Source organism: Streptomyces sp. NPDC030840 (assembly GCF_055572015.1).
The window spans coordinates 1-24,686 of record NZ_JBVIEE010000007.1; the positions used below are offsets into that span (position 1 = coordinate 1).

At 69.1% G+C, this 24,686-nt stretch carries 15 protein-coding genes and 3 pseudogenes; 6 read left to right on the forward strand and 12 right to left on the reverse strand.

Features of this window, described 5'->3' with window-relative positions:
* Positions 1–300 precede the first annotated feature (300 nt).
* The 5 genes and pseudogenes from ACZ49J_RS17130 to ACZ49J_RS17150 all read right to left on the reverse strand — a co-directional run.
* The gene (locus tag ACZ49J_RS17130) at positions 301–1,986 is read right to left on the reverse strand and encodes a ribonuclease J (RefSeq protein WP_467448874.1); all 1,686 of its coding nucleotides are present in this window, start codon (positions 1,984–1,986) and stop codon (positions 301–303) included.
* A 129-nt stretch (positions 1,987–2,115) separates the two neighbouring features.
* On the reverse strand, positions 2,116–3,015 hold the full coding sequence (gene dapA, locus ACZ49J_RS17135; RefSeq protein WP_467448875.1) for a 4-hydroxy-tetrahydrodipicolinate synthase: 900 nt from the start codon (positions 3,013–3,015) through the stop codon (positions 2,116–2,118).
* Between the two features lie 227 nt (positions 3,016–3,242).
* Positions 3,243–3,692, reverse strand: a pseudogene (thyX, locus tag ACZ49J_RS17140) (FAD-dependent thymidylate synthase); the annotation flags it as partial.
* A 3-nt stretch (positions 3,693–3,695) separates the two neighbouring features.
* A pseudogene (locus tag ACZ49J_RS17145) lies at positions 3,696–4,622 on the reverse strand (HNH endonuclease); the annotation flags it as partial.
* A pseudogene (locus ACZ49J_RS17150) lies at positions 4,602–4,892 on the reverse strand (FAD-dependent thymidylate synthase); the annotation flags it as partial. The pseudogenes ACZ49J_RS17145 and ACZ49J_RS17150, both read right to left, overlap by 21 nt.
* Positions 4,893–5,129: 237 nt before the next feature.
* Here ACZ49J_RS17150 and ACZ49J_RS17155 point away from each other — a divergent pair.
* Positions 5,130–5,363, forward strand: coding sequence for a hypothetical protein (locus ACZ49J_RS17155; protein WP_467448876.1), 234 nt, complete (start codon positions 5,130–5,132; stop codon positions 5,361–5,363).
* 152 nt (positions 5,364–5,515) lie between these two features.
* On the forward strand, positions 5,516–6,076 hold the full coding sequence (locus tag ACZ49J_RS17160; protein ID WP_467448877.1) for a hypothetical protein: 561 nt from the start codon (positions 5,516–5,518) through the stop codon (positions 6,074–6,076).
* A gap of 61 nt (positions 6,077–6,137) precedes the next feature.
* On the opposite strand, the gene ACZ49J_RS17165 is transcribed toward ACZ49J_RS17160, so the two are convergent.
* The 6 genes from ACZ49J_RS17165 to eccD all read right to left on the reverse strand — a co-directional run bounded on the left by ACZ49J_RS17165 (position 6,138) and on the right by eccD (position 13,333).
* Entirely contained in the window at positions 6,138–6,593 is a 456-nt protein-coding gene (locus ACZ49J_RS17165; protein ID WP_467448878.1) for a hypothetical protein, read from the reverse strand.
* A gap of 17 nt (positions 6,594–6,610) precedes the next feature.
* The gene (dapB, locus tag ACZ49J_RS17170) at positions 6,611–7,363 is read right to left on the reverse strand and encodes a 4-hydroxy-tetrahydrodipicolinate reductase (RefSeq protein WP_467448880.1); all 753 of its coding nucleotides are present in this window, start codon (positions 7,361–7,363) and stop codon (positions 6,611–6,613) included.
* 74 nt (positions 7,364–7,437) lie between these two features.
* Entirely contained in the window at positions 7,438–8,817 is a 1,380-nt protein-coding gene (locus ACZ49J_RS17175; protein ID WP_467448881.1) for a M16 family metallopeptidase, read from the reverse strand.
* Positions 8,814–11,033: a polyribonucleotide nucleotidyltransferase gene (locus tag ACZ49J_RS17180; protein ID WP_467448882.1), complete on the reverse strand. Its 2,220-nt coding sequence runs from the start codon at positions 11,031–11,033 to the stop codon at positions 8,814–8,816. The genes ACZ49J_RS17175 and ACZ49J_RS17180 overlap by 4 nt, the downstream gene beginning before the upstream one ends.
* A 354-nt stretch (positions 11,034–11,387) precedes the next feature.
* Positions 11,388–11,675 (reverse strand): 30S ribosomal protein S15, encoded by a 288-nt coding sequence (rpsO, locus tag ACZ49J_RS17185; RefSeq protein WP_131566354.1) that lies wholly within the window; start codon positions 11,673–11,675, stop codon positions 11,388–11,390.
* Positions 11,676–11,866: 191 nt separating this feature from the next.
* On the reverse strand, positions 11,867–13,333 hold the full coding sequence (gene eccD / locus ACZ49J_RS17190; RefSeq protein WP_467448883.1) for a type VII secretion integral membrane protein EccD: 1,467 nt from the start codon (positions 13,331–13,333) through the stop codon (positions 11,867–11,869).
* Between the two features lie 259 nt (positions 13,334–13,592).
* Between eccD and eccCa the strand changes: the two genes are divergently transcribed.
* The 3 genes from eccCa to ACZ49J_RS17205 all read left to right on the forward strand — a co-directional run bounded on the left by eccCa (position 13,593) and on the right by ACZ49J_RS17205 (position 23,584).
* Complete coding sequence (gene eccCa, locus ACZ49J_RS17195) at positions 13,593–17,537, forward strand: type VII secretion protein EccCa (protein ID WP_467448884.1); 3,945 nt, start codon at positions 13,593–13,595, stop codon at positions 17,535–17,537.
* Between the two features lie 129 nt (positions 17,538–17,666).
* Positions 17,667–18,077: a hypothetical protein gene (locus tag ACZ49J_RS17200; protein ID WP_467448886.1), complete on the forward strand. Its 411-nt coding sequence runs from the start codon at positions 17,667–17,669 to the stop codon at positions 18,075–18,077.
* 200 nt (positions 18,078–18,277) lie between these two features.
* Positions 18,278–23,584: a toxin glutamine deamidase domain-containing protein gene (locus tag ACZ49J_RS17205; protein WP_467448887.1), complete on the forward strand. Its 5,307-nt coding sequence runs from the start codon at positions 18,278–18,280 to the stop codon at positions 23,582–23,584.
* An 11-nt stretch (positions 23,585–23,595) separates the two neighbouring features.
* On the opposite strand, the gene ACZ49J_RS17210 is transcribed toward ACZ49J_RS17205, so the two are convergent.
* On the reverse strand, positions 23,596–23,883 hold the full coding sequence (locus tag ACZ49J_RS17210) for a hypothetical protein (RefSeq protein ID WP_467448888.1): 288 nt from the start codon (positions 23,881–23,883) through the stop codon (positions 23,596–23,598).
* Positions 23,884–23,904: 21 nt separating this feature from the next.
* On the opposite strand from ACZ49J_RS17210, the gene ACZ49J_RS17215 reads away from it, so the two are divergent.
* Positions 23,905–24,645, forward strand: coding sequence for a hypothetical protein (locus ACZ49J_RS17215; protein ID WP_467448890.1), 741 nt, complete (start codon positions 23,905–23,907; stop codon positions 24,643–24,645).
* The last annotated feature ends 41 nt before the right edge of the window (positions 24,646–24,686 follow it).

Here is a 24,686-nt window from a genome sequence, read left to right on the forward strand (position 1 = left end):
TGGCACGCTGTTGAGTTCTCAAGGAACGGACGCTTCCTTCGTACTCACCCGAGAGACTCTCTCGCGGCTTTCCTCCGGGCGCTTCCCTTCGGTGTCTCCGACTTTATCAGAAGTTCTGAGTCGGAATTTCCACCCGGTCTGGGGGTTGGCTCCCCGGCGCCTGAAGCACCCGGGTTCCCCTTCCGGTGGAGCCGTAAACGTACTGGAGCGGGGCGCCTCGATGCAAATCGAGGGGCCCCGCCCGGAGTTCGTACCCATGAGGGTCCGTACGGCCGTGGGACGGCCGTACGTGACGGTGGGTCAGACCTCGACGACGACCGGGAGGATCATCGGTCGGCGCCGGTAGTTGTCCGAGACCCACTTGCCCAGCGTGCGGCGTACGAGTTGCTGCAGCTGGTGGGGTTCCACGACACCGTCCTGGGCCGACCTCTCCAGTACCTCCGTGATCCTCGGGATCACCTCGTTGAAGGCCGAGTCCTCGATGCCCGAGCCGCGGGCCTGGACATGCGGGCCGCCCGTGATCTTGCCGGTCGACGAGTCGATGACGACGAAGACCGAGATGATGCCCTCGTCTCCGAGGATCTTGCGGTCCTTGAGGGCGGGCTCGCCGACATCGCCGACCGAGAGGCCGTCGACGTACACGTAACCGGCCTGGACCTTGCCGGAGATCTTGGCCTTGCCCTCGACGAGGTCGACGACGACGCCGTCCTCGGCGATGACGATCCGGTCGTGCGGGACGCCTGTCATGGCACCGAGCTCGGCGTTCGCTCGCAGGTGGCGCCATTCGCCGTGGACCGGCATCAGGTTCTTCGGGCGGCAGATGTTGTAGAAGTACAGGAGCTCGCCCGCCGACGCGTGGCCCGAGACGTGCACCTTGGCGTTGCCCTTGTGGACGACGTTCGCGCCCCAGCGGGTCAGGCCGTTGATGACGCGGTAGACCGCGTTCTCGTTGCCGGGGATCAGCGACGACGCCAGGATCACCGTGTCGCCCTGGACGATGCGGATCTGGTGGTCCCGGTTGGCCATGCGGGACAGGGCCGCCATCGGTTCGCCCTGGGAGCCCGTGCAGACCAGGACGACCTCGCCGTCCGGGAGGTCGTCGAGTGTCTTGACGTCCACCACGAGGCCCGGCGGAACCTTCAGGTAGCCCAGATCGCGCGCGATGCCCATGTTGCGCACCATCGAGCGGCCGACGAAGGCCACGCGTCGGCCGTACTCGTGGGCGGCGTCCAGGATCTGCTGGATGCGGTGGACGTGACTGGCGAAGCTCGCCACGATGATCCGCTTGCGGGCGCCCGCGAAGACCTGGCGCAGGACGTTGGAGATGTCGCGCTCGTGCGGGGTGAAGCCGGGGACCTCGGCGTTCGTGGAGTCGGTGAGGAGGAGGTCGATGCCCTCCTCGCTCAGCCGGGCGAACGCGTGGAGGTCCGTGAGGCGGTTGTCCAGCGGAAGCTGGTCCATCTTGAAGTCGCCCGTGTGGACCACCATGCCCGCGGGGGTGCGGATCGCGACGGCCAGGGCGTCGGGGATGGAGTGGTTGACCGCGATGAACTCGCAGTCGAAGGGGCCGATGCGCTCACGGTTCCCCTCGGCCACCTCGAGGGTGTACGGGCGGATGCGGTGCTCCTGGAGCTTGGCCTCGATGAGGGCGAGGGTCAGCTTGGAGCCGATCAGCGGGATGTCCGGCTTCTCGCGGAGCAGGAACGGGACGCCACCGATGTGGTCCTCGTGGCCGTGTGTGAGGACGATGCCGTCGATGTCGTCGAGGCGGTCCCTGACGGACGAGAAGTCCGGCAGGATCAGGTCGATTCCTGGCTGCTCCTCCTCGGGGAAGAGCACTCCGCAGTCGACGATCAGCAGGCGGCCGCCGTACTCGAAGACGGTCATGTTCCGGCCGATTTCGCCCAGGCCGCCGAGGGGGGTGACGCGCAGGCCGCCCTTGGGGAGCTTCGGCGGCGGGCCCAGTTCAGGATGCGGATGACTCAAAAGACTCTCCTCACCACACACGCCACGTACCTGTGGGGCACGTGGCGCGCGTGACGTTCGTGCAGAAGCAGTTGTCTTGTATGGGATGCAGGCACTGTCGTCCTGCTTATTCAGTTGTGAAGTCCGTTGTCAGAGCTGTACCCCGCCGGCGGCAAGATCGATCTTGAGCTGGACGGTCTCCTCCGGCGTGAGCTCGACCATGGGGGCGCGCAGGGGCCCGGCCGGCAGGCCCTGGAGCGCGAGCGCCGCCTTGCTGGTCATGACGCCCTGGGTGCGGAACATGCCGGTGAAGACCGGGAGCAGCTTCTGGTGGATCTCAGTGGCCTTCTGGACGTCTCCGGAGACGTACGCGTCGACCAGGGCGCGCAGCTCGGGGGTGACGACGTGACCGACGACCGAGACGAAGCCGACCGCGCCCACGGAGAGGAGCGGCAGGTTCAGCATGTCGTCGCCGGAGTACCAGGCGAGGCCGGACTGGGCGATGGCCCAGCTGGCGCGTCCGAGGTCGCCCTTGGCGTCCTTGTTGGCGACGATTCTCGGGTGCTCGGCGAGGCGGACGAGCGTCTCGGTGTTGATCGGGACACCGCTGCGGCCGGGGATGTCGTACAGCATGACCGGCAGCTCTGCGGCGTCGGCGATGGCCTTGAAGTGCCGGTAGAGGCCCTCCTGCGGGGGCTTGTTGTAGTACGGCGTGACGACGAGCAGGCCGTGCGCGCCCACGTTCTCGGCGGCGCGGGCCAGCTCGATGCTGTGGTGGGTGTCGTTCGTACCCACGCCGGCGACAACGTGGGCGCGGTCGCCGACGGCCTCCAGGACGGCTCGTACGAGGTCCGATTTCTCCGCGTCGCTGGTGGTGGGCGACTCGCCGGTGGTGCCGTTGATGATCAGGCCGTCGTTGCCTGCGTCCACCAAGTGGGTGGCGAGCCGCTGTGCGCCGTCGAGGTCGAGTGCGCCGTCCGCCGTGAAGGGCGTGACCATGGCGGTGAGGACCCGCCCGAAGGGGGTCTGCGGAGTGGAGGTCGGAGCCATGGGTACCACGCTACTCGGTGCTCAGGGCGCGGTCTGCCCTCGGGGGGCGGTAAAAGTCCGGACAAAGGTGGAACCCGGCACTGCCTGCTCGGGGGTTCAAGCAGTGCCGGGTCCGTTCGATCAGGCTAGATGAACTTCGCGAAATGCCGCAATACGGACACTTCACTCGGCTGACCCGTACCTGTGTGCCCTCGGCGACGAGAGCCACGCACACGGTCGGGGCGCCGTTAGGGGGCGACCCTGCCGTTGGCGTTGAAAGCGGCGTACGTGAGCGGCATGAGCCGGGCCCACTCCGCCTCCATCTTCTCGCCGACCATCTCGATCTCCCGCTGCGGGAAGGACGGCACCTTGGCGAGCTCGTGCTGGGTCCGCAGGCCGAGGAAGTGCATCAGCGACCGGGCGTTGCAGGTGGCGTACATCGAGGAGTACAGGCCGACGGGGAGGACCGCCCGGGCGACTTCCCGGGCGACGCCGGCGGCGAGCATCTCCCGGTACGCCTCGTACGCATGGACGTACGAGTCGTCCATGACCCGGCCGACCAGCTCTTGCTGCGCCTGGGTGCCCTCGACGAAGACGTACTTCCCAGGGCGGCCCTCCTGGACGAGCTTGCGGGACTCGTCGGGGACGTAGAAGACCGGCTGGAGTTCCCGGTAGCGGCCGGATTCCTCATTGTACGAATTGTGTACGACGACCCCGTTGGCCAGGAAGTTGTGCCAGGGGCCCTCGACGGACAGGTCGTAGGTCATCTCCTCGCCATCATCCTCAATGGCGACGATCACGTCCGGCACGGCCATTGCGATCTTGCCGCCGCGCTGGGCCTGTGCCTGCTCCCCGGCACTCTTGGCGGTATGGCAGGGCTCACAGGCAGGCGCGAGGTTCTTCTCGTCCAGCGCTCGCGTCAGGTCACCGGCTACAGGGACGACGTGGTCCAACGCGAGCTGGTCGCGCGGGAAGTCCTGCCCGCAGAGATGGCAGGTGTCGGCCTCCTTGATCAGGCGCTGCCGCTGCATCGAGGTCCATACGCCGATGCCACGGCGCAGACTCGGCGGGATGAGGGCCTGCGAGGGGCGTGGGACGGTGCCGGCCGCCATGACGGCGTCACCGACAGCCAGTTCTCCCGCCTTGCGCCAGCCCTCGGGGGTGAACACGGCGTGATCGACGGTGGAGCGCAACACCTTCCCGGAAGCCGTGGTGATCTTGATCAAGGGCTTCACACCGGACTCGATCACATCGACGATCCTGGCCCGCTGGGCGAGCAGAGTCTCCTCGTCATAGCAGCGCACGTGGTTACGACGCACCGATTCGAGCTTGCGAAGGCGGGTGCTCGGGTGCTGCTCGCGAAATTCCGCGACGGCGGACTCGGCGGCTTCACGGCTCTCGTAGAGGCCGAGGTAATGGTTGGTCTCACGGCGCCTGACCTGAGCCATCCACTTGCCGGCCCGGCTGTGCCAGGTCACTCCCCCGGCGGAGTGCGGCAGCTGGTCCTCGACGCCCAGGTGCCAGAGCCTGTAGAGCTCCGCGATCGTACGTCGTCGCAGGTTGCCCGCTTCGCTCTCCAGCGTGATCTCGGTGTCGCCCGCGAGGCACCAGCCCACGCGGTGCCGCATGAACTCGCGGAAGACGAAGATCGGGGCGCTGATGAAGAAGGTCATCGAGTTGTGCTCGAAGGGGCTGCCGTGCCGGTCGCGCATCAGGTAGTTGATCAGGCCCTTGGAGCGCTCCGGGTCCTTCTTCAGCTCGTCCAGGGACTGCTCGCCGGCGGTGGAGACGCGGGCGGCCCACAGGACGTCGGAGTCGGCCGCGCTGTGCTTGACCAGCTCGACGGTGACGTCGCTGCGGAAGCTGGGCTTGAGGTCGTCGTCGGGTGTGTCGGTCACGGCTCGACAGGTCCTTCCATCACATCTCTGGGGCGGCGCCCACTCTACGGCCCGGCACTGACAACGGGCGTTCGGTGGCGGTCCGCGACATTCGCCGGCGAACTTCTGTGAATTCGGCGATAGCGGGCACCATTTGGGGCACTCGCGCGTCTGTGTAGATGACAGCGACCGTTCGAGTCGGCTGTTTCGTCACGCGTCCCAGACAGACACGCGTTCCTAGAAGGAGAAGCACCACCCATGTTCCGTCGGCGCGAGCCCGTACCGTTCGCCTTTGTCGCCGAAGCCGACAAGTTCCGCAGCAATGTCACTCCCCCGCCGCGCGCGCGGGCCTCCGCACGCGAGGTGGCCGGGCAGTGGCTGATAGGTCTCACCGTGGTCGCGGGGCTCGTGGGCTCCCTGGTCCTCGGGTTGCCCGCGATGTCGCTCGACCAGTCGCCCCAGCAGCAGTCCCAGGCATCCCAGAACCGCTGAGGGCTGCGGCTCGCGTCGACCGCCGAACGGCGCGGTCCGCACCCCCCTGGCCCCCCGCGGGTGGTGGGCGGGCATCCGGCTCGATAGCCTCCTCGGCGATGTCCCTGCATGGATTCAGTTCCGATTGAGTTCGGATCGAGTGAGGATCAACCGTGCCCCTGCCCTTCCTGACCGCCGACCGCGCTTTCGACGAGGCGGTGGACGACCAGGCGCTGCCGTTCGCCGATCGTGACCGCTGGCGGCGGCCCTACCGTCCCGGCCCGTGGCGGGTGGGCGCGGCCGCGATCCTGCTGCTGCTCGCCTCGTACGTGCTCGTCGCGGCGGTCATCATCGCGGTGGCCGGGACCCTGTCGGGGGGCGCGGTCTGCTTCTCGGTGGCACTCCTCGTGATCGCCTGCGCCCTGCGGCTGCTGCGCGTGGGGATCTGGGTGAGCGCGCGGGGGCTGCGCAGGGTGGGCTTCTTCGGTACGCGCACGGCGCCCTGGGAGCAGGTCGTGTCGGCGCGGACCGTTCAGCAGCCGGTGCGCTGGCTCGGGCTGCCGCGCACGGTGCAGGGTCAGGCCGTCGTTCTCGTGCGCGGGGACCGGGGGCCCGAGGCCGTGCCGGCGCTGATGACCTCGCACAACGCCGACTTCCTGGCGCGCCCGGACGCCTTCGAGCGGGCGGCGGACGCGGTGGAGGCGTGGGCCGCGGAGTACGCGCGGGGCCGATAGCGAGCAGACAGCGAAGGGGCCGGTCCGCGTGCGCGGACCGGCCCCTTCGTGTGTGGCGCTCTCAGGCGGCCTGGACGGGTTTTCCGTCATGCAGCGCGATCGCCCGCTGCATCGCCTTGCGTGCCCGGGGCGTGTCCCGGGCGTCGTGGTAGGCGACGGCGAGGCGGAACCAGCTGCGCCAGTCGTCGGGGGCGTCCTCGGTCTCGGCCTTGCGCCGGGCGAAGACCTCGTCGGCGGAGTCCCGGTCGATGCGGCCACCCGGGGTGCGCCTCAACTCGTCCACGGGCAGGCCGCCTTCGGCGTCGAGCTCGGCGGCGAGCTGGTTGGCCCTGCGGACGAACTGGGTGTTCTTCCACAGGAACCACAGGCCGATCCCCGGCAGCACCAGCACCGCCACCCCGAAGGCGATCGTGACGGGTGCACCGGTCTCGATCAGGAGGACGCCCCGGCTGCCGACCAGGACGAAGTAGACGACCAGGACGGCGGCCGTGACGGCGTACGTGATCTTCGCGCGCATGGGTTCGGGCCGGCCGTTCAGTCCAGGTCGAGGAAGTGTTCGAGGCCGAAGGTGAGGCCCGGGGTGGTGACCACGCGCCGGGCGCCCAGCAGGATGCCCGGCATGAAGCTGCTGTGGTGGAGGGAGTCGTGGCGGATGGTGAGGGTCTCGCCCTCGCCTCCGAGCATGACCTCTTGGTGGGCGAGGAGGCCCCGGAGGCGTACGGCGTGGACGGGCACGCCGTCGACGTCCGCGCCGCGGGCTCCGTCCAGGGCGGTCACCGTGGCGTCGGGCTGCGGGGCGCTGCCGGCGCGCTCGCGAGCGGCGGCGATGAGCTGGGCGGTGCGCGTGGCGGTGCCGCTCGGGGCGTCCACCTTGTTCGGGTGGTGCAGCTCGACGACCTCGACGGACTCGAAGTAGGGCGCGGCCTTCTCGGCGAACTTCATGGTCAGCACGGCACCGATGGAGAAGTTGGGGGCGATGAGCACGCCCGTCTCCGGGGACCTGTCCAGCCAGCTCCGCAGCTGCGCGAGGCGCTCGTCGGTCCAGCCCGTGGTCCCGACAACCGCGTGGATGCCGTGGCGGACGCAGAAGTCGAGGTTGCCCATGACCGAGGCGGGGGTGGTGAGCTCGACCGCGACCTGGGCTCCCGTCTCGGCGAGCGTCTCCAGTTTGTCGCCGCTGCCGAGGGCGGCCACCAGCTCCATGTCCTCGGCGGCCTCGACGGCCCGTACCGCCTCGGATCCGATACGGCCCTTGGCTCCGAGGACCGCCACGCGCAGCTTGCTCATGTTGTTGCTTCCTTACGGGAATGCGGGTTGTCGAGGACGTACGTGAACCTACCGCCGATGCTCGCCGCCGCGACTCACGCGACCGCGTCGTTCAGCCGGGAGGCCTGCTTGTCCTTGAGCGGGCCGATGACCGACAGCGAGGGGCGCTGTCCCAGGATGTCGCGGGCCACGGACCGGACGTCGTCCGGGGTGACCGCCGCGATACGGGTCAGCATGTCGTCGACGGACATCTGCTCGCCCCAGCACAGCTCGCTCTTGCCGATGCGGTTCATCAGCGCGCCGGTGTCCTCCAGGCCGAGGACCGTGGAGCCGCGGAGCTGGCCGACGGCACGGTCGATCTCCTCGTCCGGCAGGCCGTGCTCGGCTACCTGGTCGAGCTCGTCGCGGCAGATCTTGAGTACGTCGTGGACCTGTGAGGGCCGGCAGCCCGCGTACACCCCGAAGAGGCCGCAGTCGGCGAAGCCCGAGGTGTACGAGTACACGCTGTAGGCCAGGCCGCGCTTCTCGCGGACCTCCTGGAACAGCCGGGAGGACATGCCGCCGCCGAGCGCGGTGTTGAGCACGCCGAGGGCCCAGCGGCGCTCGTCGGTGCGGGCGAGGCCGGGCATGCCGAGGACGACGTGGGCCTGCTCGGTCTTGCGGGCGAGGAGCTCGACGCGGCCCGCCGTGCGGATGGTGCGGCTGCCGTCGCGCGGGGCGACCGGGGTGGCGTCGGACCGGGTGAGTGCGCCCGCCTGTTCGAAGGCGGCCCGGACCTGCTGGACGACCTTGTTGTGGTCGACGTTGCCCGCGCAGGCGACGACGAGGTGTGTCGGGTCGTAGTGCTTCTTGTAGAAGCGGCGGATGCGGTCGGCGGTGAGGGCGTTGACCGTGTCGACCGTGCCGAGAACGGGGCGGCCGAGGGGGTTGTCGCCGAACATCGTGTGCGCGAACAGGTCGTGCACGCAGTCGCCCGGATCGTCCTCCGTCATGGCGATCTCTTCGAGGATGGCGCCGCGCTCGACGTTGACGTCCTCTTCGAGGATCAGCGAGCCCGTCAGCATGTCGCAGACGACGTCTATGGCGAGCGGGAGGTCGGTGTCGAGTACGCGTGCGTAGTAGCAGGTGTACTCCTTCGCCGTGAACGCGTTCATCTCGCCGCCGACCGCGTCGATGGCGGCGGAGATGTCCAGCGCGCTGCGTCGCGCGGTGCCCTTGAAGAGCAGGTGCTCCAGATAGTGCGTCGCGCCGTTCAGCGCGGGCGTCTCGTCGCGGGAGCCGACGTGCGCCCAGATGCCGAAGGTGGCCGAGCGTACGGAGGGCAGGGTCTCGGTGACGATGCGCAGGCCGCCCGGGAGGGTGGTCTTACGGACCGTACCGATGCCGTTGCTGCCCTTGATGAGGGTTTGGGTACGGGCGACGGCCCGCGCCTCCGAGGAGGTGCGGGCCGTCGCCGTGGAGCTACGCGACGTCACTTGTCGGCGTCGTCCTTCTTGTCGTCAGTACCTTCTTCGCCCTCGATCACGGGGATGAGGGAGAGCTTGCCGCGGGAGTCGATCTCGGCGATCTCGACCTGGACCTTGGCGCCCACGCCGACGACGTCCTCGACGTTCTCCACGCGCTTGCCGCCGGCGAGCTTGCGGATCTGCGAGATGTGCAGCAGACCGTCCTTGCCCGGCAGCAGCGACACGAACGCACCGAACGTCGTCGTCTTCACGACGGTGCCCAGGTAGCGCTCGCCGACCTCCGGCATGGTCGGGTTGGCGATGCCGTTGATCGTGGTGCGGGCGGCCTCGGCGGCCGGGCCGTCGGCGGCACCGATGTAGATGGTGCCGTCGTCCTCGATCGTGATCTCGGCGCCGGTGTCCTCCTGGATCTGGTTGATCATCTTGCCCTTGGGGCCGATGACCTCGCCGATCTTGTCGACCGGGATCTTCACGGTGATGATCCGCGGTGCGTTCGGGGACATCTCGTCCGGGGTGTCGATCGCTTCCATCATCACGTCGAGGATGTGGAGGCGGGCGTCACGGGCCTGCTTCAGGGCCGCGGCCAGGACGGAGGCGGGGATGCCGTCCAGCTTGGTGTCGAGCTGGAGGGCGGTCACGAACTCCTTGGTGCCGGCGACCTTGAAGTCCATGTCGCCGAAGGCGTCCTCCGCACCGAGGATGTCGGTGAGGGTGACGTAGTGCGTCTCGCCGTCGATCTCCTGGGAGATCAGGCCCATGGCGATACCGGCGACCGGGGCCTTCAGCGGCACACCGGCGTTCAGCAGCGACATGGTGGAGGCGCAGACCGATCCCATGGAGGTCGAGCCGTTCGAGCTGAGCGCCTCGGACACCTGGCGGATCGCGTAGGGGAACTCCTCGCGCGTCGGCAGGACCGGGATCAGGGCGCGCTCGGCGAGGGCGCCGTGGCCGATCTCGCGGCGCTTGGGGGAGCCGACGCGGCCCGTCTCGCCGGTGGAGTACGGCGGGAAGTTGTAGTTGTGCATGTAGCGCTTGCGGGTCACCGGGGAGAGGGTGTCCAGCTGCTGCTCCATGCGGAGCATGTTGAGGGTGGTGACGCCCAGGATCTGGGTCTCGCCACGCTCGAACACGGCGGAACCGTGCACCCGCGGGATGGCCTCGACCTCGGCGGCCAGCGTGCGGATGTCGGTGACACCGCGGCCGTCGATGCGCTTCTTCTCCTTGATCACGCGCTCGCGGACCAGCTGCTTGGTGAGCGAGCGGTACGCGGCGGAGATCTCCTTCTCGCGCCCCTCGAAGTCGGGGAGCAGCTTCTCGGCGGCCAGCCCCTTGACGCGGTCGAGCTCGGCCTCGCGCTCCTGCTTGCCGGCGATGGTGAGCGCCTGGGCGAGCTCGGTGCGGACGGCGGCCGTGAGAGCCTCGAGCACGTCGTCCTGGTAGTCCAGGAAGATCGGGAACTCGCCGGTCGGCTTGGCGGCCTTCGCGGCGAGGTCGGCCTGGGCCTTGCACAGGACCTTGATGAAGGGCTTCGCGGCCTCCAGACCGGCGGCGACGACCTCCTCGGTGGGGGCCTCGGCGCCGCCCTTGACCAGCTTGATGGTCTCCTCGGTGGCCTCGGCCTCGACCATCATGATCGCGACGTCGCCGTCCTCCAGGGTGCGGCCCGCGACGACCATGTCGAAGACGGCGTCCTCGAGCTCGGTGTGCGTCGGGAAGGCCACCCACTGGCCGCGGATCAGCGCGACGCGGACGCCGCCGATCGGGCCGGAGAAGGGCAGGCCGGCCAGCTGCGTGGACGCGGACGCGGCGTTGATCGCGACGACGTCGTACAGGTGGTCGGGGTTGAGCGCCATGATCGTGGCGACGACCTGGATCTCGTTGCGCAGGCCCTTCTTGAAGGACGGGCGCAGCGGGCGGTCGATGAGACGACAGGTGAGGATGGCGTCCTCGGAGGGGCGGCCCTCACGGCGGAAGAAGGAGCCGGGGATCTTCCCGGCCGCGTACATCCGCTCCTCGACGTCGACCGTCAGCGGGAAGAAGTCGAGCTGGTCCTTGGGGTTCTTGGATGCGGTGGTGGCCGACAGCACCATGGTGTCGTCGTCCAGGTACGCGACGGCGGAGCCGGCGGCCTGCTTGGCCAGGCGGCCCGTCTCGAAGCGGATGGTGCGGGTGCCGAAGGAGCCGTTGTCGATGACGGCCTCGGCGTAGTGGGTCTCGTTCTCCACTAGCGTTTTCTCCGTTACGTATCGTCTTTCGTCCTTATCCCGCCCGTGTGGCAGGGGGACGGTGGTGGAGAAGCGCTCCGTCTGGTGCGGGCCGGTCTTCGATCGAAGCACCCGGGGCTCGCTTCCCCCCGGGGGCCACTACCGAGGACCGGCGGCGGCGAGGTGCGCTTCTCCTCGTTCAGTGGGCGTGACGTCGACCGGGTGTCCGTTGCGTCCCGGGTTCAGTCACGCTGTGTTGTTCGTCTTGCGTTGTGCTACCACCCTACAAAGCCGTGGTGACACTCCGCACGTTTCCCTACGTACGGCAAAGGGAGCGGTCCCCCAACTCCCGGGAACCGCTCCCTTCACGGCGTCTTACTTGGCGCCCGCCGCACCGCGGCGGATGCCGAGGCGGTCGACCAGCGTACGGAAGCGCTGGATGTCCTTCTTGGCGAGGTACTGCAGCAGGCGGCGGCGCTGGCCGACCAGGATCAGCAGACCGCGGCGGGAGTGGTGGTCGTGCTTGTGGGTCTTCAGGTGCTCGGTCAGGTCGGAGATCCGACGCGACAGCATGGCGACCTGGACCTCGGGGGAGCCGGTGTCGCCCTCCTTGGTACCGAACTCGGCCATGATCTGCTTCTTGGTGGCGGTGTCGAGCGACACTCGTACTCCTCGTGGGTCGTCTTGTTGCCACCGAGTGCCCCCTGGTCTTCTTCTCAGGGGGGCTTCCACGAACTCGGGAGGCGGGGATCCGTCCGGCGCGGTCTCCGGCAGAACCAGGAGCGCGTACACAAACGTCCGTCACACAGGGTACCAGCCCGGACGTGGCCGGATTCCCACGTGGCCCGCGGTGCTCAGACGCCGCCGCGGACCTTGCTGTAGACGTCGAGGACGGCGAGGCAGACCGGGATCAGGGACAGCAGCACCAGCGAGTCCGCGAGGTCGAGCATGCGGCCCCAGAAGGGGGAGAGCCCCTTCTGGGGAACGATCAGGGCGATCGCGATCAGCAGCAGCACTCCGGCCGCGACCGAGGCGCCGAGCCACAGGGTGCGTACGTCGACGGGACCGGAGTTGCCCTGGAGCAGCTCGACGATGATGTCGGCCGGCGGCGAGATCGCGAGGCCGAGGACCAGCAGGCCGAGGGTGACGACACCGGCCACGAACAGGCACGTGACCTGGGCGGTGTACCGGAACAGGCGTGCCCGGAGCATCGCGGCGAGGCCGGTGCACAGGGCGAGCAGCTGGGCCCAGCCGCTGTCGCTGAAGCCGAGTACCGCGCCGCCCGCGCCGATGATGACCGCGGCACAGCCGCCCACCAGGCCGAGCAGCAGTTCGTGGCCGCGGCTGGTCTGGGCGACGATGCGCTGGACGTCGACGGCCTCCAGGTCGCCCTCCTGGCCCTCGCGACGGGCCCTGGCGAGGTCCTCCGGATTGCGGAAACCGATCGGCAGCTTGGCGAAGCGGGCCGACCAGCCGGGCAGGAAGCCGACGACCGCCAGGGCGACGACCGCGGTGCCGGCGGCGATCTCGCGCGGCTCGGCCTCGGTGAGCACACCGCAGAACACGGCGAGCGTGCCGATCGCGGCGGCCAGCGCGGCGGCCACGAACGGGGCGTCGCCCTGTGGCAGCAGCATGATCAGTACGACGGAGAAGAGGAGGACGGCGACACAGCCGACGAGGAACTGGATCCTGCCGGGGCCCTCCCCCGGGTCCTGGGCGATGATGCCGGAGCCGGCGATGAGCGCGTGCGGCAGCGCGGAGATACCGAGCGCGACGGCGCTGCCGCGGTCGTCGTACACCCGGGCCCGTACACCGGCCAGTGCCGTCAGGGCCACCGCGGCGACGCCGGCGAGGATGCCCTGCAGGCCGTGCATGTCGTGCCGGACCGGGTCCGCGAACCAGAAGACGAAGCCGAGCATGACCAGCAGCAGGGCGCCGGAGACGAGACCGGCGATCCGCATCAGGTTGTCGTTCCAGCTGCGGATGTCCTGCTTGACCGCGGCGGCGATCGCGTCCACGACGTCGTCGTGGACGGCCGGCGGCAGCGAGTCCGCGAAGGTGCGCAGCAGCAGCACCTCGCCGTCCCTGACCCTGTGCTCGAGCAACGATCGGCTCGCGTCGAGGACTTCACCCTCGCGGCGTACCAAGTGGTAGCCCGCGGGGCTGGTGTCCGGCTGCGTCAGTCCGGAGAGTCTGACGATCTCAGGAAAGAGGTCCTGGATCGGCAGGTCCTCCGGCAGTGCCACATCGACCCGGCTGTCCGGCGCCGCGATGGTGATTCGGCAGAAACCTGTCGAAGTCCCCGTGCTCACCTGGTACATCCCCCTGTGGAAAGGCTTCTTCGCGCCGTTCCTACGACGCGGAGCGCCACCATATCTGCTGCGGCGTGCGGCACAGAGGCGGCCTCCAACAATTCTCCCCGGACCCCCTCGGCATCTCCATCCTCCTGGCTCCCTGGCGCGTTGGCCGCATCAGTAGGATCGTCGCCTACGCGGACGGCGCCTAACGCGGACGACAAGACGTCGCGGTACACGGGGGCGTCATGCCAAGACGTATCAATCGCGAAGGATGAGTGCATCGGTGAGCGTCGTCATCATCAAACGGCCACCGCGGATAGCGCCCCCGGTGGTACCGGACGGCGAGGTCAAGCTGGAAACGCCGCCCGAGATCCCGCGCGAGGGCGACGAGAGCATGCTGATGAACCTGCTGCCCATGATGGGCATGCTGGGTTCCGTCGGTTTCTTCTTCATGCCCAACCTGCCCTCCTACATGAGGGTGGTCGGCGGGTTGATGCTGGCCTCGACGCTGGCCATGGCCATCGCCCAGTTCGCCAAGTCCCGGCAGGGCGGCGGCGCGGGGATGGCCCAGGACCGGCGTGACTACTTCCGCTACCTCGAACAGGTCCGCAAGGACGTGCACAAGACCGCCGAACTTCAGCGGCGCAGCCAGCTGTTCCAGCATCCGGACCCGGAGCAGCTGTGGGCGGTGGCGGCCGACGGCAAGCGTCTGTGGGAGCGCCGCCCGACCGACGCGGACTTCGCCTCCGTACGGATCGGCCGTGGCATCCAGCAGCTGAACACGCCGCTCGTCGCGCCGGAGACGGCGCCCAAGGACGAGCTGGAGCCGCTGACGGCGGCGGCCATGAAGGCCTTCCTCGACGCGCACGGCAGTCTGAACGACCTGCCCGTGTCCGTCTCGCTGCGCGCCTTCTACCACGTGACGATCTGCGGGGAGACCGACACGGTCTACGGCAACGCCCGTGCGTCGCTGTGCCAGTTGGCGACGCTGCACTCGCCCGAGGACCTGATGATCGCGGTGGTGGCGCACCCCTCGGCGGCGGCGGACTGGGACTGGATCAAGTGGCTGCCGCACAGCCAGCACCCGAAGGCCAAGGACGGCGCGGGCTCGTCCCGGCTGCTGTTCGACGACCTCGGCGAGCTGGAGGAGGCGCTGGCGGACCAGCTGGACGACCGGCCCCGCTGGAACCGTGAGGCGAACCCGGTCTACGACCAGCCGCACCTGATCGTGGTGCTCGACGGCGGCACCGTGCCGCCGGACTCCGAACTCGCCAGCGCCGAGGGCCTGCAGGGCGTCACCTTCCTGGAGATCGCGCCCGGTGAACTGGAGGAGGAGCTGCGCGCGGGTCTGACGGCCTATGTGAAGCCGGACCGGATGCGGCTGTTCGTCGGCCACGAGTCCGCGTACTCCGGCAAGCCGGACCTGCTGAACCCGGCGCAGGCCGAGTCCCTGGCGCGGCAGCTCGCCCCCTTCCGGGTCGGCTCCGCGGAGGAGGGCGAACCGCTGCTGTCCAACCTGGACTTCACGGATCTCATGGGCATCGGCGACGCCGGTTCCGTGGACGTCTCGCGCACCTGGCGTCCGCGCACACTGCACGAGCGGCTGCGGGTGCCGATCGGTGTCGGCGAGAACGGCGAGCCGGTCATGCTGGACCTCAAGGAGGCCTCGCAGGAGGGCATGGGCCCGCACGGCCTGTGCGTCGGCGCCACCGGTTCCGGTAAGTCGGAGCTGCTGCGGACGCTGGTGCTCGGTCTCGCGGTGACGCACTCCTCGGAGACGCTGAACTTCATCCTCGCGGACTTCAAGGGTGGTGCCACCTTCGCCGGTATGGCGGACATGCCGCACACCGCGGCGGTCATCACCAACCTCTCGGACGACCTCACGCTCGTGGACCGTATGCGGGACGCGATCACGGGTGAGATGCAGCGCCGGCAGGAGCTGCTGCGCACGGCGGGCAACTACGCCAACCTGCACGACTACGAGAAGGCGCGGGCGGCCGGCGCCGCTCTGGAGCCGATGGCCTCGCTGGTGATCGTGCTCGACGAGTTCTCCGAACTCCTCACCGCCAAGCCGGACTTCATCGACATGTTCATCCAGATCGGCCGTATCGGCCGTTCGCTGGGGGTGCACCTGCTGCTTGCCTCGCAGCGTCTGGAGGAGGGCAGGCTGCGCGGCCTGGACACCTACCTGTCGTACCGGATCGGTCTGCGGACCTTCTCCGCCGCCGAGTCCCGTACGGCGATCGGTGTCCCGGACGCCTACCACCTGCCGTCGATCCCCGGCTCCGGCTACCTGCGGTACGACACCGACACCATGGTCCGCTTCAAGGCCGCGTACGTGTCGGGGCCGTACCACGGCGAGGGCCCGTCCCGGGTGAGCCGTTCGACGCAGCTGCGGCCCGCGCTGTTCACGGCGAACCACGTGGCGCTGCCGCCGCAGCCGGTGATCGAGGAGCCCGAGGCCGACAACAGGGTGGACGACGCGCTCGCCGACACCGTCCTGGACGTCATCGTGGGCAAGATGGTCAACCAGGGGCCGCCCGCCCACCAGGTGTGGCTGCCCCCGCTGGACGAGGCTCCCTCGCTGGAGCAGCTCCTCCCCCAGCTCGCCGTCACCCAGGAGCGCGGCCTCACCGCGCCCGACTACACGGCGCTCGGCCGGCTCAACGTGCCGGTCGGCCTGGTGGACAAGCCGTTCGAGCAGCGGCGTGACGTGCTGTACCGGGACTTCTCGGGCGGCGCGGGTCACGGTCTGTTCGTCGGTGGTCCGCAGTCCGGCAAGTCGACGCTGCTGCGTTCGCTCATCTCGTCGTTCGCGCTCACCCACACGCCGTCCGAAGTGCAGTTCTACTGCCTGGACTTCGGTGGTGGCGGTCTGATCGCGATGGAGGAGCTGGCCCACGTCGGCGGGGTCGCCAACCGGCTCGACGCCGAGAAGGTGCGCCGTACGGTCAGCGAGGTCGAGGGCATCCTCAACGCGCGCGAGGAGTACTTCCGCGCGAACAACGTCGACTCGGTCCAGACGTACCGTCAGCGCCGGGCCGCGGGCCAGCTGCCGGACCAGCCCTGGGGAGACGTCTTCCTCATCGTCGACGGCTGGGCCACGTTCAAGACGGACTACGAGATGCTCGAGTCCACCGTCACCGACATCGCCACCCGCGGTCTCGGCTTCGGTGTGCACGTGATCCTGACCGCGAGCCGCTACACCGAGGTGCGGCCCGCGCTCAAGGACATGCTGCAGAACCGCATCGAGCTCAGGCTCGGTGACCCGACGGAGTCGGAGATCGACCGCAAGGTCGCGCAGAACGTGCCGGCGACCGTGCCCGGCCGCGGTCTGAGCCCGGACAAGCTCCACTTCATGACGGCTCTGCCCCGGGTCGACGGCTCCTCGGAGACGGACGACCTGTCGGAGGCCACGTCGATCCTCATCCGCGGGATCAACGACAACTGGCAGGGCAACCACGCCCCGTCCGTACGGCTGTTGCCCACGCTCCTGCCGTCGGACCGGCTGCCCAAGGGCTTCGAGCACCCGGACCGCGGTGTCGCCATCGGCATCGACGAGTCGTCGCTCGCGCCGGTCTTCGTCGACTTCGAGACGGACCCGCACTTCATCGTGTTCGGTGAGAGCGAGTCGGGGAAGTCCTCGGTGCTGCGGCTGCTCATCAAGCAGATCTGCGAGCGCTACACGCCGGAGCAGGCGAAGATCGTCATGGGTGACTACCGCCGCGCCCACCTGGAGGGCGTGCCGGAGACACACCTGTCGCGGTACTGCGCGTCGGCTCCCGCGCTCTCCGAGACGCTGGAGGGGCTGGCCGGTTCGCTCAGCCGCCGTATGCCGGGTCCCGACGTCACGCCGGAGCAGCTGCGCAACCGCAGCTGGTACAGCAGCCCGGACGCGTTCGTCATCATCGACGACTACGACCTGGTGGCGACGGGCATGAACCCGCTGTCCCCGCTGCAGGAATACCTGCCGTTCGCCCGCGACATCGGCCTGCGCGTCATCATCGCGCGTGCCTCCGGCGGTGCCAGCCGGTCACTGTACGAGCCGGTGATGCAGCGCCTGCGCGAGCTCGGCGCCCAGGGCGTCGTGCTCTCCGGCGATCGGTCGGAAGGTGCGCTGCTGGGCAACATCACGGCGTCGCAACTGCCGCCCGGGCGTGGGTACTTCCACACGCGCCGACGGGGCGGGCAGCTGATCCAGACGGGGTGGCTGCCGGCGCGGTTCTGATCGGCAGGTGGTGAGAGGGGCGGCACCCGGGTGGGTGCCGCCCCTCTGTTACGTGTGCGGGGTGGGTTGGGTCCGGTGCGGCCGCTAGTCTGGCGTTGCGACAGAAAAGACGAGCCACGGGGGGCAGTTGTGCCGTCGGACTACACGATCTCCGATTTCAAGGTCCTCAAGGACGAGGGCTTCAACATGTTCACGGTCGGCCAGAACTTCGCCCAGGCCGTGAATGCGCTGAAGGACGGACTGACCCGTCTCGAGGGCGGCAACGGTGACACCCCGCCGTGGGGCGACGACGACATCGGCGAGAAGTTCGGCGTCGTCTACGAGGGCCTGCGTGACGGCATGTACGAGTCGATGGGCAGCCTGGCGACGCGCATCGCCGGGATGGGCGTCGCCTTCACCAAGATGGGCGTGGCCCAGGAGAAGAACGAGGCCAGGGAGGAAGAGATCTGGCGGTCGACGACAGCCGAGTACGACGGTCAGGTGAAGGTGCCGTCGGGAACCGTCCACGCCAGGCTTCGCCCGCACCAGGACCTGCTCTGAGCCCGCGCCCGGGCCGGTGGCAGGGCGTCTGAGCCCGCATCAGGACCATTGAAGCCGCACCAGGACCACTGAGCCTGTGTCAGGGCCCCGGCCTCGTGGTGGGTCCCCAAGAGGTCTGTGCTGCAACAGATTTGTGACAGCGATCCCGTGAACCTGCCTGCGGGTGTGTCCGTAAACTCTGTGCACGGCTGTACATCTGTGTGTTCTCCCTTGCGAACGGGGACAGTTGTACGGCCGTGTCGGCTGACGGGGGTGCTTTTGCTGTGTCGATGATGCTGCCGGACGAGCTCGAGTGGGTCCTCGAAATGCTCGGCTACCGCTGGCCGACAGCGGACGAGGACAAGCTGAGAAGTTCCGCGGAGCTGTGGCGGAAGTTCGGCGACGACGTCGTCACGCTGCACGAGTCGGCGAACTCCGCCGCCAGGAACGTGACCGCGCACAACGGCGGCGAGTCGATCGACGCGTTCACCAAGGTGTACGACAAGTTCGACAGCGGCGGCGACGGCTACCTCGCGAACGCGGCCGAGGCGGCGTACATCATCGCGAACGTGATGAATGCCTGCGCGAACCTCGTCGTGTTCGCCAAATGGGCTGTGATCGCCCAGCTGATCGCGCTGGCCATCGAGATCTTCGCCGCCCAGGCCGCCGCGCCCTTCACCTTCGGCCTGTCCGAGGTCGCCGCGCTCGGCGCCACCCAGGCCACCCGGCTGATCGTGCGCCGCCTCCTCGACGAGCTCAAAGAGGCCCTCATGGAGGCGATCGTCGAGGCGATGAAGGAGCCGGCCGTCTCGGCGATCGAGGCGATCATCACCGACCTCGTGCGGCAGACGGTGAACGTCAGCTTCGGCGCCCAGGAGGGCTACGACCTCGGCCAGACCGCCAAGGCAGGTGCCCAGGGCGGCTGGGAGGCCATCAAGCAGACTCCGCAGACGCTGGCGGAGGGTGTGCGGGACAGCCTGGGGTCGAAGGCGGGAAGCAGGGCGCACCACGCGATCGACAGCCGGATCGACGGCTATGACGCGGGCTCCGGGGTTTCGGGGGGCTCGGGGAGTGACGGGGGTTCGGATTCGTCGTCCAGTTCCTCCTCTTCGGATTCGTCGTCCAGTCCGTCGTCGGGATCGCCTTCCGATTCCTCTTCGTCCCCTTCTTCGTCCTCCAGCTCGAACTCCGGCTCCAACGGCCCCGGCTCGTCGGACTCCTCCACGTCGACGCGTTCCGGTAACGGCTCGGGCGTCAACATAGGCAGCGGGATATCCGCCGACACGGGCGGTGGCGGCATAGCCGCGCCGGACCTGGGCGCGGGCCCGAGCTCGGACTCGGGCGGCGGTTCCGACTCCGGGGCCGGCCAGAGCACTTCCTCGGACGCGCCGGCTCCAAGGCCGACGCCCAACCTGTCCGGGCCGTCGCTGGCGGACTTCGACGACCCCTCGCCCGGCGGAACGCCGCCCGGTGGCGCGGACTCGAACGGTTCGTCAGGTACTCCGAGCACGTCCGGCCCGTCCCCCACCGGCGGCGGTTCGCCGGCTTCCGGCATCGCGTCGCCGACCCCGCACTCCGCGCCGGCTGCGGCGTCGGCGGGCAGTACGTCGTCGCCACCGAGCGGCGGCGCGATCGGGACCTCGATCGACAGCCTGGCGGCCGGCGTCCCCACCCAGTCGAACGCGGCGCCCACGCCGACGACCAGCGACCCGTCGCCCGCGGGTACCGGGGCCGGGGGCCGGGCGGACGGCGGCTCGTCCATACCGTCGTCACCGGTGGCGCCCTCCACGGCGGGTGGAGCCGTGCCCGGCACCCACCATGGGGGAGGTACGGCGGGCAGTACGCCCTCGGGCACGGGCCCGGCCGGCCCGGCGCCCAACTCCGGCGCGGCGAGGAATCCGTCCGCCGGTACGCCCGGTGCGCCGTCTCCCACGGGGACGGGGCCCGCATCCACTCCGAGTCCCACGTCCCCGGCGTCGACGCCGCGGACGACTCCGGTCACGACTCCGGCGCCGGACAGCCGAGTACCCGGTACGGCGGACGGTCGTACGCCCGGCACTCCCAGCACACCCGACGGCCGCATACCGACCCAGCGGACCCCTGGTACGGCCCCGGGCGACGGGACCGCGCCCCGGAACACACCCGCCGGCACCCCCGGCGACCGTTCCCCCGGCGACCGCACCCCCGGCGACCGCACGCCGCCGCGCACCAGCCCCGACCCGACCGGCACGCGGACGCCCGCGCCAGGGCAGAACCCGGGCACGAGCACCCCCACGGCGACGCCTTCCACGTCGACCGGCACGGGCACGAGCACCCCCACGGCGACGCCTTCCACGTCGACCGGCACGGGCACGGGCACCGGCAGCGACCGGACCTCCACGCCGAGCAGCAGCACCCCGAACTCCTCGACACGGCCGGGCCCGGCTCAGACGCCGAGCACGTCCGGCACGCCGAGCACCTCCAGCGCTCCGAGCACGTCCAGCACGCCAGGCACCCCGGGCACCCACCACCAGCCAGGCACCGGTGCGCCCGCCACCCCCACCAGGCCGCCCCAGCAGCCCGCGGGCAGTAGCCCCCACCCGCCCCACACCCCCAACGCGCCGCAGCAGCCGGCCGCGCAGCCCCAGACGCCGCAGAACACACCGCCCAACCTGCAACAGCAACAGCAGGTGACGGCGGTACCGATCCACACGGTCGTCACCACCCCGAGCTCCTCGGCGTCACCGTCACACGCGGGCCCGGCCACGCCACACGCGCCGGGCTCGCCCCAGGCCAACTCTGGCGACCCGAACCACCAGCAGCAGCCCCAGCAGGACAGCCTGGAGAACATCCGCGCCGATCTGGACCACTACCCGGGGGGCCTGTCCGAACCCGACCCCGCCGACCAGCAGGCACTGGTCGACGCCGTCCCGCACAACGAAGACGGCACCCCGGAACGTTTCCCGGACCCCTTCGGCCCCTGGTCCCAGCTCCAGAACGACGGCGGCGTCCAAGTCCCCGGACGCAGCAACAACTGCGCGGACTGCTCCCGTTCCTTCCTGGAGACCTGGTACGGAAACCCCCAGGTCTCAGCCGCCCGAACCCCCGACTACGACGAGAACGGCAACCACGACCCGTTCACCCCCGAGGACAACGCCAACGACAACCAGATCCGCTGGTCGGGCGCCGCACACACCTACGCCGGACCGGGCGGCGACCCAGAGACCGCCAACAACATCGCGTCGGTCCTCCAGCAGGCCGGCCACGGCTCAGCAGCCATCGTCCAGGTCGACTGGCCGAACGGCGGGGGCGGCCACGCCTTCAACGTCGTCAACCACAACGGCAACATCGTCTGGATCGACACCCAGAGCGGAGCGGTCAGCAACGAGCCCCTCCACATCGACAACGCCGAACACGTCTGGCACATCCCGCTGGACGCCGACCGGAACCCGATAGACACCACCCAGTCCGAAGGGCAGGACTCCGAGGACGCCGAGAACTCCGAGGGCGCAGGGGATTCCGAGGCCGCCGAGAACTCCGAAGGCGCAGGGGATTCCGAGGCCGCCGAGAACTCCGAAGGCGCCGAGAACTCCGAAGGCGGCTCGGAGCAGACGGCGGAGACGCCTCAAGAAGGGTCCGACACCTCCCCAGCAGAGGCGGACAACTCGCCTGAGAGCAGCGACGGCCAGGACTCCACCGCGACCGCTCCGTCGGGCGACACCTCGGGTGACACGTCGGACGCCCCCTCGGACTCCGACGGTGAGAGCAGGGCCGAGAACGGAAGCAAGCGAGAAGCGCCCCCGGCGGTGGGCGACGCGTCGGCGCCGGACAGCATCGTACGAACGGGCGAAGCCAACACCCTCGGCCCTGAGACCACCGACCCGGACCCCCGGCAGACCCCGCCGTCTCCGACCGAGGCCAGCGACGCGGACACCCGCACCGCAACGAACGACGCGGGCTCGCCGGCCCCGCATGCGGCGTCGAGCGAGTCGACCGGTGCTTCGAGTGGTCCCGGGCGAACCGCTGCCCCGGAGCAGCGCACGCCATCGGTGCCGACCGACCTTCCGACCCATGGGAACCCGGAGCAGTCGAACACGACTGGCCAGCGCCCCTCGGGCCGGCCCACCACGGCCAACGAGACGCCACGGACGTCAGCCGGCAGCCCCGACCGCCGTTCTCCCGAGAACCCCGCGGGGAAGACCAACGACGGGGAAAGCCCCGCAGACGGCACCAGCAACGAGAAGGACTCTCAGAAGCAGCCGTACAGCGACCCCCACGACCGGGGCACGAGCGACACCTCGGAACAGAGCCGCTCGGTCACCCAGGACGGCCCGGAAAGCGACACGTCACGGACTCATGAGCATCCCGAGGACGAGCTTTCCAGGGAATACGGCATCGAGCCCGACCAACTGCAGCAGAACCTCCGAGCGGAAAGGGAGGTGTACAGGGTCGAGCTGGACCGCGTCCATCACCAGCTCGAGAGGTGGACGGAATCAGGTGAACTCGCCCGTGTTCTCCAGGTGACGTCCGGAAATGCGCCGCATCCTGACGCTCCCCCTGGCATGCGCCGCTTCACCAGGTCCCAACTCGGCGACAACCTGGACGGATTCAACGATCTCTCGCCTGGTGAACAGCAGGCTGTCGTCGCATCCGTGGCAAGGCTCAGTCTCTCCTTCCACGAGCAGCACGGTGTCGGCCGCAGTCCCGAACCGGTCACCCACCCCTACCGTCAGCCGGGAGAGCCGGACCCCGAGCCCGGCACGAAGGACCGGAGCGCCAAGCGGTCGAAACAGTCTCTCGGTGTGCGCCTGCACCGTATGGCGATCAACAAATTGTTCAAGGCGGCAGAGTTCAAGAAACTGCCGGAGGACGACGCGAAGGCACTCAAGAAAAACGGCCCCGACTTCACCGACAAGAACTTCGCCGTACTCGAGGTCCAAGGACCGGACGGCGAGGTTTCGTACATCGTCGATTCCTCCGTTCCGGCCAACACGCCAGGGGTCAGCCCACGTCATTCAGAGCGGCACCTGATGGACTGGCTTGAGCGCATCGACCCGGATGCCGACCGGTACACGCCACTCGGCCTCTACACCGAACGCGAGCCCTGCGGAGAGGGCAGAGGGCACGCGAAATGCTCGGAGGTGCTCCTCGACGAGCGGCTCGAGGACGTCCCCATTCATTACAGCACCACCTACCGACAGGACCCGGAAGGCGTGAAAATCAGGGACGCGATGCTCCCTGAGAAGGCGAAAGCGGTGGCCGCGGTCGACGGCTTGTCGGATCAGGAAGTCAAGGAAGCGCTGGAGCAGCGAACGCGTCAACGGCTCGTTCCGAATTCACCGGCCCTCCCGAAGAATCTCAAACAAGTTGAGGATTTGACGCCCGAAGCAGCCAGGCAGCGCCTGAAGAACGAAATCGCCAACGAACACGACGCGAACCGTAAAGCAACCAAGACCGACGAAGAGCGCGCAATGATCGCCGAGATGACTCGGCACATGGAAGCCCTCCAAGGCATTTGGGACAAATTGCGCCCCCAAATGGTCAACTGAAAAATTGACGGTCAACGGAAAGATGAACGGCACTCGCTGATCGCCGCTCCAGGAACACAACTAGGCTGGGCCACATGCCAGACACCATCGAATCCCTCGTACACGACCTCGGTGATCGGGACCGCCGTCGGCGGGCCGCCGCGGAGGACGGCTTGGTGGCGCTGGGAGCCGAAGTCGTCGAGCCCCTGCTGTCCGTCGTCCGCGCCGGCAGGCCGCGCAGTCACGCTCTGCGCGCCGAGTCCGTACTCGGGCGCCTGGGCGACGAGGCCGTTGCGCGCCTGAGGGAGATCCGACGTCACGGGCCTGGACCTCTGCGGCGAGTGGCTCTGCGGCTCATCGCCGACCTGAGCGGCGAGCAAGGACTCGACCTGCCCGACCGTCGAGTCGTCGAACGGCTGGTGCGGATCAAATTGCGGTCCGAGCGCCCGGTGACACTGCCGCCGGAAAGCCGTTGGATGGCCTTCCCGGCGGACCAGTTCGAGGCCGTCGTGACCGCGCTGGGACTGCATGACCTCCGGCCCGCCACCACGGTCATGGGACTGGCTGCCACGGAGGCCTCCGGGGCCCACGACTCATGGGAGTTCGAAACGTCACAGGGCAGGAGGGAGACGGCCTACCGTGTCTTCATCACGCCCCGATTCGGTGACTGGCGTCTTCTGTACGGCAACGCGTTCCTGGATGCGTTCGGAGGTGAGTACCTCGCCGAGAAGGCCAGCGGGCAGTGCGGTGAAGCCCACTTCTATTCCATCGACACGTACCACGACACCCAAGCGTGGTGCGTCGCCCGAAAGGGCCACGTGGTGCGCCGCCATGCCACCTGGGGTGAACCGGAGTGGGAGGGGGACCCGTTGCCCTTCGAAGTCGACTACCTCGAAGGCAGGGTCTGGATCGATCCGTCGCAGATCGGCACGCATGGTGTGACCGACGCGAACGTCGCAGCCCGTCATCTGTCCGTCGACGTGGGCTTCATGCCCGAGAGCGAGACACACGAGCACGGTTGGCTTGCCACCACACACCCCGAAGCGCCCAACTCGCACTTCAGGGGCGCCTTGCCCATCTGACCTCTCATCGCCGGGATCAGGCGGCGTCCGGCATCCGCCGG